Source organism: Flavobacterium sp. GNP010 (genome assembly GCF_056428945.1).
Genome location: NZ_JBWJVK010000036.1, coordinates 17004 through 28201, shown reverse-complemented (window position 1 = coordinate 28201; position 11198 = coordinate 17004). Strand labels below are relative to the sequence as shown.

Genomic DNA, 11198 nt, shown 5'->3' with positions numbered 1-11198 from the left:
GCTATGTTTTTTAGACAGCTGTTCGAATTAAATATTTTATTGATTCAAATATAAATAATTCTGAGCATGAATTGTTAAAATATGTAGTTTAAAATACATATTTCAAAACAATAATTTTTTTTAGGAACACTACATTTAGACTTTGATTGTGTATTTATTATAAAAATGAATATCATAACCAACAAAAAATCAGCAACAATAAATCGTTACAATGCTATTTTTATTTGAGGTTCATGAGAATAGGCTCAACTTTAAAGCATTGCTAAATTTATATTTACTGATTTCTTATAATTTACTTTTAAATAAGGTTGCATTATAATGTAAATCATCTACCACAAGGCAAGAAGTGTATTTTATAAGGGATAATTTATTTAAATGAGTTATCGTACTTGTTGAATCGAAAAAAAGCAATCTTCTTTTGTTCCAAGAAGTTTGACATTAGCTAGATCGCTAATTACGTGAAAAGTTACAGTATCATTAGTGTTGAGTTGGATCAAACTTTGTAACGATCGCAAAGGGGGCGATACTTTCGTTTCAATAGATACAACGGTAACTCCTACATTTGCAAAGCTATTTCGTGCGATTACAACACCATTTTTTAAGATGGCTACTCCAAAATTTGTGGTTACACCTAGTGAAGCATCAGCTTTAATTTGAACATTAACGGCATAAATTCCACTTTCTTTTGCAGTAAAAGTATTTGTACTGTTATCAAACTCTGTGTTGCTATCAAACTCAGCTAGATTAAAAGGAATTTTAACTGTTCCAGCCAAAAGGTTTAAATCTACTAGTGAAGTAGAAGAAAAAACAACTTTTACGATCGTTTTTAAGTAACTATTGACTATCGATTTTGAATTTGTTCTTTGTAAAACGCCGCGATTATTAACTACAATTATCGAGTCTTTTGGGGCAGAAGCTGTGATAGTTGTATTTGTCGACCGTATTCGTAAATCACCGTTTACATCTAATGTTGAGGTAGGATTTACGGTTCCAACGCCAACCTGTGCAAAAGCAGAAGCACAACAAGCAAGTAATAATAAAGTTAAAAATGATTTCATAGATTAGTTTTAGGTTAAGAGTGGTATAAAAGTACTAATAAAATTTAATCAAAATACAGATCGATAGTGAATTATATAATATTTTTTCGAGTAACTATCAGTTTAATAGCTTTTTAAAAATCAGCAAGTAGTCCTAGAGGTGATTCATCCTCTTTAATTTAAATTCAATCACGCTAAATAGTAGTTATGGTGTTGTTGACTATCTTCAAAAATATTTTCAATTTCTCTACAGGTGTGGTATCACTTGATGCATTTCGACCATTGTTCCTATTTCGAGGAGCTGATGCGATTCGTTTCTATTTTTGATATTAACCTTTGGTTGTAGTTGTTGTGTGATTTTGAGACCCATAGGGTTAGCGAACTGTAGTACCTATTAACTCTAGTTTTATAGACCTTAGATATTTTAATCAACAATAATTGAGACTATATTTCATTATTACCAACAAAAAACGGTGTTTAAATCTCGTTTAAACACCGTTTTCCTGCTAGTATAAAAAGGTTTATCGAATCGCATCAACGAAAGCGTCAATTTTTCCGGTTCCATTTTTTGTTAAATCCTGAATAAAAGCACTACCAATAATAGCACCTTTGGCAAATTGTGTGGCTTGCTCAAAAGTTTCTTTGTTGTTGATTCCAAATCCTATTACTTGTGGATTTTTTAGATTCATGTCGGCAATACGTTTGAAATAATCTTCTTGTGCGCTTCCAAAACCGGTTTGTGATCCTGTAACACTCGCTGAACTCACCATATAAATAAAACCATCGGAAACACTATCAATAAAATGAATGCGTTCAACAGACGTTTGTGGTGTGATTAAGAAAATGTTTTTCAAGCCATATTTTTCAAAAATTGTTTTGTATTCATCTGCATACACATCAACGGGAAGATCAGGAATTATTAATCCATCAATACCAATGGCAGCGCACTCTTTGCAGAAATTTTCGATACCAAATTGCAACATTGGGTTGAAATATCCCATGATGATGAGCGGAATAGATACTATTTTTCGGATGTCTTTTAATTGATCAAAAAGAACTTGTGTAGTCATGCCGTTATGCAACGCTTGTGTAGAACTCTCTTGAATGGTAGGTCCGTCAGCCAAAGGATCACTAAACGGCAGTCCAATTTCTATCATGTCTACTCCATTTTTTTCAAGGTCTTCAATGATTTGTACTGTATCATTTAGACTAGGATATCCTGCTGAAAAATAGATGGAAAGTATCTTTTTAGTTTCTTGTAATTTTTGATTTATTCTGTTCATTGTACTATTTTTTATGTATTCTAGCAAGGTTTTCAAAACCTTGTGGGTTTTAGTTGTAAGGTAATAACTTTAATTTCAATGCTTTATCAGCTGTTTTAAGAGCAGTTATTTTGCAAAGCACTTAACTTTCAATATAGATCCAAGCTTTTGTTCCGGACTGCAATGTTATTTGAATTCTTTTGTATGCATTCGATTCGAATTGATCTGCTTTAATCAAATCTTCGCTAGAAACAGTAAACGCAATTCCATGAATCGCATCCGAAGGATTTTCACTAGGCATGGCTACAAAATAATCTTCCATTCCAAATTCTTCTTCTATTTGTAAATCTTTTAATTTGTATCCTGCAAGCTGGTCTTCGGTTCCGCTTAATAGTTTATTAAAAACCTGCATCTGAATTTCTTTTGACTGCAATGTTCCGTACGAGAATAGCTGTTCCATAAAAAGTTTTTGTATCGTTATTGGTATGCGTTAGGGATGGAAGCGGCATCCTTTTTCATGGCTTTTACTGCCATGAAAAAGATACAGCGCACAGCCCGACCCGTGGGGAACGCCCTAATGATGCTTTTGTTATAATTTGAAATAATCAATATACGTATTCAAATCTTTGTCGCCACGACCAGAAAGGTTGATGACCACAATATCCTCTGGTTTGAATTTCATTTCATCTAGTACGGCAAAAGCATGCGCGCTTTCTATGGCCGGAATTAAGCCTTCCATTTTAGATAATTTAATTCCCCAATCCATTGCTTGTTCATCAGTTATAGAAATAAATTGTGCTCTACCTGTGGCAAACAAATTTGCGTGCATAGGTCCAACTCCCGGATAATCTAAACCGGCAGAAATCGAATATGGCTCGGTTATTTGGCCATCAGTGGTTTGCATCAACAACGTTTTGCTTCCGTGAATTACACCTACTTTTCCTAGCGCTGATGTTGCAGCACTTTCGCCTGAATCTACTCCTAAACCAGCTGCTTCAACCGCAATAATATTTACGTCCTCATGGTCTAGAAAATGATAATAGGTACCTGCGGCATTGCTTCCGCCTCCTACGCAAGCCACTACATAATCTGGGTTTTCGCGTCCTTCTTTTTCTAATAATTGCTCTTTAATTTCTTTTGAAATTACACTTTGAAAACGCGCCACCATATCAGGATACGGATGTGGTCCCACAACAGATCCAATGATATAATAGGTGTCTACCGGATTATTGATCCAATCGCGAATGGCTTCATTAGTAGCATCTTTCAGGGTTTTTGAACCCGATTTAGCGGGACGAACTTCGGCGCCCAACATTTTCATACGTGCTACATTTGGCGCCTGACGCTTGATATCGACTTCGCCCATGTAGACAATACATTCTAACCCCATCAAGGCACACACTGTTGCGGTTGCTACACCATGTTGTCCTGCACCAGTCTCAGCTATGATGCGGGTTTTGCCTAAACGTTTCGCTAATAAAATTTGGCCTATGGTGTTGTTAACTTTATGTGCGCCTGTGTGACACAAATCTTCTCTTTTGAGGTAGATTTTAGTATTGTATTCCTCAGACAAGCGTTTGGCAAAATACAGCGGTGTAGGGCGGCCTACATATTCCTTTAGCAAATCATCAAATTCTGCTTGAAAAGAAGGTTCAGCAGTGATTTTTAAATAATTTTGACGCAATTCTTCTACATTTGGATATAACATTTCAGGAATGAAAGCACCTCCAAAATCTCCGTAATAACCTTTCTCGTTGACGTTGTAACTCATTTTGTTTAAAGTTTAAAAAGTTTAAAGTTTCAAGTTATGTTGAAACTTTTTTAATGTTGTTTTGTCTTTTAATCCTGGTTCTATTTCAAATTTACTGTTTACATCAATGGCATAAAGCGGTAAATTGGTTTTTGCTATTTCTCTAACTGCTTCGATTTCGTCTAGTCCGATTCCACCACTCAAGAAAAATGGTTTGCTTGAAGGATATTTTTCTAATACTTTCCAGTCGAATGTACTTCCGTTGCCACCAGGCAGTTTTCCTTTGGTATCAAAAAGGAAATAGTCACAAACCGCTTCAAAGGGTTGTAAAACTTCAAAATCAAAATCAGTACCAACCGAAAATACTTTTATAATCTCGATTTCATTTCCTATTGCAAGCCTTAAATCAGAACAAAATGCTACTGATTCGTGACCGTGTAATTGAATGGCTTGTAAATTATATTTCTGGGCTTTCGCCAAAATTACGCTGCTACTTTCGTTAACAAAAACTCCGACTTTCTTGATCGACTGCGGTAGTTCTGGAATCACACCGTCAAAATAGCGAGTTGATTTTTCCCAGAATATAAATCCCAAATAATCGGGTAGGAGCGAACCTACTTCGAGAATATTATCGGAATATTTCATTCCACATATTTTGAGTTTCATCGTTACAGTTTTAATATAAATTCCGTGGCTGCTTTACCAGCATTATCTGTTTTCATAAAATTTTCACCTATCAAAAATCCTTTATAACCGTAAGGTTTGAGTTCGTTAATGGCTTCTACAGATGAAATCCCGCTTTCAGAAACTTTTACAAAATCATTTGGGATGTGATCTGCCAATTGCTTACTGAAATCTAAACTCACCTCAAATGTTTTTAAATTTCTATTATTGACTCCAATCATGTCTAAAGTAGGCATTATCGATTTTTCTAGTTCTTCAAGGTTGTGAACCTCTAGTAAGACTTCAAGGCCTAAATTTTTAGCAAATTCAGATAATGATTTGATTTCTTCTCTAGTTAAAACCGCTGCAATTAGCAAAATTAAATCAGCTCCATACGCTTTGGCTTCTAGGATTTGGTATTCATCCACAATAAATTCTTTTCGCAATAGCGGAATGTTTACTGTAGCTCTAGCCAAAAGTAAGTCGTCTAGTGAACCACCAAAATACTTCCCGTCTGTCAATACCGAAATTCCGCAAGCACCAGCATTTTCGTAGCCTTTAGTCACTTCTTCCACTGTAAAACTGTAATTGATTTCGGCTTTAGATGGTGAACGACGTTTGTGTTCGGCAATAATCCCTGAGGTGCTGTTTATTAAATTAGTACGTAAGGAAATCGTCTTTTTTTCAAAAAAAACAGATGATTCCAGTTGTGCAACAGGGATGATTGATTTCTTGAGAATGACTTCTCGTTTTTTGTCAATTATGATTTTATCTAAAATGTTCATTATTAATTTTTTGTTTAAAGTTTACTTTGTTTAAAGTTTCAAGTTGTGGGAAATCAACAACTTTAAACCTTAAACTTTAAACTTTTTTATTTACTCAATTCTTTCAATTTGTTCAAAGATAAAAGTCCTTTTCCGGATAATAAACTTTCTTTCGCTATTTGAAATCCTTCTAAAGGAGTGCATTTTGTTACGGTCGCAATGGCCATTCCAGCGTTGGCACAAACTACATTGTTCTGAGCTTCAGTTCCTTTTCCAGAAATAATATTGATAAACATATCAGCCGAATCTTCAATTGTTGTTCCGCCTTCGATTTCGCTTTGCTTTAAAAGTGAAACACCAAAGTCTTCTGGAAGCAGCATACCTTCCATGGTGCTGGTAATTGTCTTTGTAGGACTGGTCAAGGAAATCTCATCGTACCCGTCAAGCGAGTGTAAAATGGTGAAATTCACATCGGTATTTTGATATAAATAAGCATACATTCTAGCTAATTCAAGGTTGAAAACACCAACCAATTGATTTTTTGGAAAGGCAGGATTCACCATGGGTCCCAACATATTAAAAAATGTTTTCACTGCTAATTCTTTCCGAATTGGGCCTACATTTTTCATAGCTGGGTGAAAAAGGGGTGCATGTAGAACACAAATTCCCGCCTTGTCAATACATTTTTCTAAGAAATCAGGATCATTACTGAATTTGATTCCCATTTTTTCCATAACATTACTAGATCCTGAAATAGAGGAAACACCGTAATTTCCGTGCTTTGCTACTTTTATTCCTGCGCCTGCTGCTACAAATGAAGCCAAAGTAGAAATGTTAAAAGTGTCTTTTCCATCACCACCTGTACCGCATAAATCAATTGCATTATATGCGGATAAATCAATGCGAATGCACAATTCAAGTAAGGCTTCTCGAAATCCTGCCAGCTCATCGATACTAATGCTACGCATCATGTATACGGTGAGAAACGAAGCAATTTGACTCGTGTTGTACCCTCCGTTCGATATGGTAACCAATACGTTTTTTGCTTCTTCTTGCGAAAGTATTTCGTGATTGATGAGTCTGTTTAATATGTTTTTCATTTTTATATGTGTCTTAAAGTTGAAAGTCTAAAGTCTTAAAGTCTTTCGACATTATAACATTGGACTTTATGACTAATTTTTCACCCAATTTTCTAATATTTTTTTTCCATTTGGTGTTAATACACTTTCAGGATGAAACTGTACGCCGCGCACATCGTATGTTTTATGACGTAAGGACATTACTTGTCCGTTTTCATCAAATGAAGTCGCTTCTAATACATCAGGCAAGTTGGTGTCAACAACCCAAGAGTGATAACGCCCGACTTCAAATTCACTACCTAGTCCTTCAAATAAATGCTCATCGTTTACCGCTGTTTTTACCAATGAGGAAACCCCGTGATACACTTTGTCGAGATTAGAAAGTGTCCCGCCATAGACTTCGCCAATGGCTTGTTGTCCTAAGCAAACACCAAAAATACTCTTAGTAGGACCATATTTTTTTATGACTTCTTTTAGTAAGCCCGCTTCTTCTGGAATTCCAGGACCTGGAGAAAGTAGTATTTTATCAAAATGGGCTATTTCATCAATTTCGAATTCGTCGTTCCTGTAAACGGTAACTTCACAATTCAAATCCTCTAGGTAATGCACCAAATTATACGTGAAACTATCGTAATTATCTATGACTAGTATTTTTTTCATTTTTATTATTGAAAAATTGAAAGATTTAAAGATTGAAAAATTTCGCATTTAGACAATCTTTAAATTCTTAAATTATTAAATCTTTAAATTATTTTAAATTTCCTCTGCTAAATCCAACGCTGCATTTAACGCCCTTAGTTTGTTATACACTTCTTGCATTTCATTTTCTTCATCAGAACCAGCGACTATTCCGGCTCCAGCTTGACAATGCAATTGGTGGTTTTTGCTCAGGAAAGTTCGGATCATTATAGCATGGTTAAAGTTACCTTCAAAATCCATGAAACCAATTGCTCCACCATAAAAATTACGATTGGTTTTTTCGTATTCCTCAATCAATTGCATGGCTCTGTGTTTTGGTGCGCCACTCAAAGTTCCTGCTGGAAAGGTATCAGCAACAACTTGCATGGTTGTAGCTTTTTCATGTAAATAGCCCGTTACTTTTGAAACCAAGTGAATCACATGCGAAAAGAATTGTACTTCTCTATATTTTTCTACTTGTACATCATGTCCGTTGCGGCTTAAATCATTTCGGGCTAAGTCAACCAGCATAACATGTTCACTATTTTCTTTCTGGTCTTCGGATAATTGTTTAGCAAGATCAGCATCTTTTTCATCGTCACCCGTTCGCTTGAAAGTTCCTGCTATGGGGTGAATTTCAGCCTTACGATCTTTGACAATAATTTGCGCTTCTGGCGAAGAGCCAAATATTTTGAAATCACCATAATCAAAAAAGAATAAATAAGGCGATGGATTGATGCTTCGCAACGCACGGTACACATTAAATTCGTCTCCTTTAAAGCTTTGGGTAAACCTTCGTGATAAAACCAATTGAAATACATCACCACGAAAACAATGTTTTTTGGCTAAAGCCACATTATGTTTAAATTCTTCATCTGTTAAATTAGAAAATCCTTCCCCTTCTTTCGAAAATTTGTAAGAAGCTATATTTCTAGATTGTAATAATTGCTCGATTTCTGAAATGTTATTTTTACCATCTAAGCTGTGGCAAAAAATATACGCTTCGTTTTTGAAATGATTGATGGCAATGATATTTTGGTATACAGCATAATACACATCAGGAATGGTGTTGCTGTTTTCTTTTTTAGCGATAGTTACTTTCTCAAAATAGCGAACGGCATCATAGGAGATATAACCAAACAAACCATTGTTGATGAATTTGAATTTGTTTTTCTCGGATTTAAATTGTTCTGAAAATTCTTGAATCAAAGCTGGAATATCAGTTGTCCCGTCAATGATAATTTTTTCATTGGTTCCATCAGGAAATGTTTTATAAACTATTTCATTTTCAATTTTGATAGAAGCAATGGGATTGCAACAGATATACGAGAAACTGTTGTCATTGCCATGATAATCACTGCTTTCGAGCAACAGACTATTTGGGAATTTATCCCGAATCTTGAAATACACACTCACTGGAGTGATCGTATCAGCTAGGATTTGTTTGTAATGGGTATGTAATGTAAATGATTTCAATTGCTATTTTTTTAATGTTGGTTTTACGAATAAGTACATGCAAAAAAAAAAGGCTTGTCGTGATGACAAGCCTTTTATATTTATAGTTTAAATGATACTATAGGAGCTTAGTTCACGACGACTGACGTAAATTGTTCCACCACCAAGTATTGTTTAAAATTGTGTTCATTGTTTATTTTGTTGTTGCAAATATATAAATGAAAATTCAATTAATAAACTTTTTAAAATAAAATTTAATAAATTTTACGCTATAATTTGTTATAAATGTAAAAGTTGTGCTTCTGGGAGCATTAAAGTTAAGATTAATTACTTACTGGCTAAACTAGTGTAAGATTTTAAACGAAAATCGGGTGCTTTTTTTAACGATGGTTGATTGAAAAAGTCTAATGCTGGAATAGTAATGTATTCTAAACCATAAGATGCATTGCTGTACCAATTTGCAATTTCAACGTTGTTCTCGGGCACTTCACTAATTATTTTTGCGGTGCAATTATTAGCTACTACGCCTCTAAAACTAACTCGATTAAGATTTTCACTGATGTATCCTATCTTTGAATCTAAAATGGCAACTGCAGAAAAGCCATGTATCACGCTATTATTAAGTATCAAAAAGCATTTGTCTTTAATGTAAATAGCCTCTTTTACAAGTCCTTGATTGTTTTCTTGCGTATTGAGAAGGGTAATGTTATTGGCGGTGATCGAAGTTGCTTTTTTAGTAACATCGCAGTTTTCTATTTTATCATAATTGTCTATTTCAAAGCATCTTGAACCTGCAACATCAGATGAAAATGGATCTCTAATGGCAATACTATTAGAAATTTTAGCTTGTGCTCCTTGGGTAAAATCAAAATCATCATCAGTTGATCTGTAGGATATAATGTTGCTTAAAGTTGTTTTACCACCATAACATTCAAAAGAATCGTCGTTAGAAAAACTAATTTGTATATTTTCAAGTGTGGTTTTATTCCCCACACCAGCAAGCGACAAACCATTAAGTTCTTTTTGTTCTTTAAGTTTTCTGCCAGAATATTCAATACGAACAAATTTTAAGATTCCTGAATTATCCTCTTCATTTGCACCACCATAATAGCTAACTTCTGGATTTAAATTAAAGTCTAAAAAAGCAATACCGCCAATTTTATTAATAGGAGCATCGCCAAGAATAACAATTCCACCCCAATCGCCTGGTTTTCTTGATAAAGCGACGCTATTTGAAGTAAAAATAATAGGTGCTGTTTCATTGCCTTCGGCCATAATTTTAGAGCCTTTAGTAATTACGAGGGTTCCACAGGTTTGTTTATCACCTCTTATTACGGTTCCTGCCTCAATTGTTAGTGTAGCTTTATTAGTAACATATACCACACCTATCATTACATAGGTATTTGTGCGTTTCAAAACCATGTCACTACTTATTATTCCTGTAAGTATGGTTGTGGCCTCATTGTACTCTGTAGTTGCGGGCTTAAAATTTGTCCAATTGTTAGTCCAGTTGTCTTGTCCTATAATTCCTTTGAGTTGTTGCGCATTTATACATGCATAAGAAAGTACTAAAAGTAAAGTCAGTTTTAATTTCATGATATTCATTTTTGAAGGTTGAATTCTTATTTTCGATTTAGAAATTTCTTTTTATCAAAAGTACATGCGAACTGTTAAGTTACTTTCTACCTAATATTATGAGTTTATTACGAATACCCTACTGATGTTATGTTTGTGCCATTATAGTTTAATGATTGTGCTAATTCGATTATTTTTGTATATAAAGTGAAATAGTAGTTGTATTATATTCCTATTTTTAGATCTAATTAATACAAAGTTATCGTCCTTTTTTTAGGAATTAATATAAAAAAAAGCCTATCAAGAAATTGATAGGCTTGTGAGTTGTATTTTAAATTACAATTAGAATTTCAAGGCCACAGCTAAAGTAAAATCATCATTGATTGCTTTATCACCTAGGCTGTCAAAGAAACTTCCTGATCCGTATTTGATATCAAATTTAGTTCTATCAATTACAACATTTGTAGTTGCTGTGTTTGCAGTAGTAGCCAAATCAAAAGTTACAGGTTTAGTGATTCCTTTGATAGTTAAGTCTCCAGTTACGGTATATACATTTGGTGTTTTTGTCACTATTTTTTTGAAAACTAAACTTGCTGTAGCAAATTTATCTGTTCCAAAAAAGTCATCTGCTTTCAAGTGACCTTCCAATTTTTCTTTTCCTTGACCTGCTTTTAAGTCAGTAACGGTCATCGATGTCATATCTACTTCGAATGTACCACCTACTAATTTTTTTCCTTTGAATACTAAGGCACCATCTTTAAGATTAATTGTACCTTCATGAGATCCTGTTACTTTTTTCCCAACCCAGTTGATGGTACTTTTTGAAGCGTCTACTTTTTTAGTTTGAGCGCTTACGGAAACGGTAGATAAAACTACGGCTAATGCTAGAGCAATTGATTTTAAATTTTTCATGTGTTTTTGTGTTTGAATTGGAT

The 11198-nt window shown here is 34.3% G+C and carries 11 protein-coding genes; all 11 read right to left on the bottom strand.

Features of this window, described 5'->3' with window-relative positions:
* Positions 1–380 precede the first annotated feature (380 nt).
* The 11 genes from AC061C_RS13310 to AC061C_RS13260 all read right to left on the bottom strand — a co-directional run bounded on the left by AC061C_RS13310 (position 381) and on the right by AC061C_RS13260 (position 11175).
* The gene (locus tag AC061C_RS13310) at positions 381–1058 is read right to left on the bottom strand and encodes a hypothetical protein (protein ID WP_478291573.1); all 678 of its coding nucleotides are present in this window, start codon (positions 1056–1058) and stop codon (positions 381–383) included.
* A 500-nt stretch (positions 1059–1558) separates the two neighbouring features.
* A complete protein-coding gene (gene trpA / locus AC061C_RS13305; protein WP_478291572.1) occupies positions 1559–2320 on the bottom strand; it encodes a tryptophan synthase subunit alpha in 762 nt (253 codons plus the stop codon).
* A 121-nt stretch (positions 2321–2441) separates the two neighbouring features.
* Positions 2442–2759, bottom strand: a complete 318-nt coding sequence (locus AC061C_RS13300; RefSeq protein WP_478291571.1) for a gamma-glutamylcyclotransferase family protein — start codon at positions 2757–2759, stop codon at positions 2442–2444.
* Between the two features lie 129 nt (positions 2760–2888).
* Positions 2889–4070, bottom strand: coding sequence for a tryptophan synthase subunit beta (gene trpB, locus AC061C_RS13295; protein ID WP_417971560.1), 1182 nt, complete (start codon positions 4068–4070; stop codon positions 2889–2891).
* 21 nt (positions 4071–4091) lie between these two features.
* Entirely contained in the window at positions 4092–4715 is a 624-nt protein-coding gene (locus AC061C_RS13290; protein WP_478291570.1) for a phosphoribosylanthranilate isomerase, read from the bottom strand.
* 2 nt (positions 4716–4717) lie between these two features.
* Positions 4718–5497, bottom strand: a complete 780-nt coding sequence (trpC, locus tag AC061C_RS13285; RefSeq protein ID WP_478291569.1) for an indole-3-glycerol phosphate synthase TrpC — start codon at positions 5495–5497, stop codon at positions 4718–4720.
* A gap of 86 nt (positions 5498–5583) precedes the next feature.
* Positions 5584–6576, bottom strand: a complete 993-nt coding sequence (trpD, locus tag AC061C_RS13280) for an anthranilate phosphoribosyltransferase (protein WP_417947031.1) — start codon at positions 6574–6576, stop codon at positions 5584–5586.
* Positions 6577–6648: 72 nt separating this feature from the next.
* Positions 6649–7215: an anthranilate synthase component II gene (locus tag AC061C_RS13275; protein WP_478291568.1), complete on the bottom strand. Its 567-nt coding sequence runs from the start codon at positions 7213–7215 to the stop codon at positions 6649–6651.
* Positions 7216–7308: 93 nt separating this feature from the next.
* Positions 7309–8709 (bottom strand): anthranilate synthase component I family protein, encoded by a 1401-nt coding sequence (locus tag AC061C_RS13270; RefSeq protein ID WP_478291567.1) that lies wholly within the window; start codon positions 8707–8709, stop codon positions 7309–7311.
* A gap of 306 nt (positions 8710–9015) precedes the next feature.
* Positions 9016–10284 (bottom strand): beta-helix domain-containing protein, encoded by a 1269-nt coding sequence (locus tag AC061C_RS13265; protein ID WP_478291566.1) that lies wholly within the window; start codon positions 10282–10284, stop codon positions 9016–9018.
* Between the two features lie 321 nt (positions 10285–10605).
* Positions 10606–11175, bottom strand: a complete 570-nt coding sequence (locus AC061C_RS13260; protein ID WP_478291565.1) for a YceI family protein — start codon at positions 11173–11175, stop codon at positions 10606–10608.
* Between the last annotated feature and the right edge of the window lie 23 nt (positions 11176–11198).

What these genes read in the sequence shown, in the direction of transcription:
- AC061C_RS13265 (WP_478291566.1), bottom strand. Translation starts at nt 10,284, where the DNA reads ATGAAATTAAAACTGACTTTACTTTTAGTACTTTCTTATGCATGTATA.
- trpC (WP_478291569.1), bottom strand. Translation starts at nt 5,497, where the DNA reads ATGAACATTTTAGATAAAATCATAATTGACAAAAAACGAGAAGTCATT.
- AC061C_RS13310 (WP_478291573.1), bottom strand. Translation starts at nt 1,058, where the DNA reads ATGAAATCATTTTTAACTTTATTATTACTTGCTTGTTGTGCTTCTGCT.
- AC061C_RS13300 (WP_478291571.1), bottom strand. Translation starts at nt 2,759, where the DNA reads ATGGAACAGCTATTCTCGTACGGAACATTGCAGTCAAAAGAAATTCAG.
- trpD (WP_417947031.1), bottom strand. Translation starts at nt 6,576, where the DNA reads ATGAAAAACATATTAAACAGACTCATCAATCACGAAATACTTTCGCAA.
- trpB (WP_417971560.1), bottom strand. Translation starts at nt 4,070, where the DNA reads ATGAGTTACAACGTCAACGAGAAAGGTTATTACGGAGATTTTGGAGGT.
- trpA (WP_478291572.1), bottom strand. Translation starts at nt 2,320, where the DNA reads ATGAACAGAATAAATCAAAAATTACAAGAAACTAAAAAGATACTTTCC.
- AC061C_RS13275 (WP_478291568.1), bottom strand. Translation starts at nt 7,215, where the DNA reads ATGAAAAAAATACTAGTCATAGATAATTACGATAGTTTCACGTATAAT.
- AC061C_RS13260 (WP_478291565.1), bottom strand. Translation starts at nt 11,175, where the DNA reads ATGAAAAATTTAAAATCAATTGCTCTAGCATTAGCCGTAGTTTTATCT.
- AC061C_RS13290 (WP_478291570.1), bottom strand. Translation starts at nt 4,715, where the DNA reads ATGAAACTCAAAATATGTGGAATGAAATATTCCGATAATATTCTCGAA.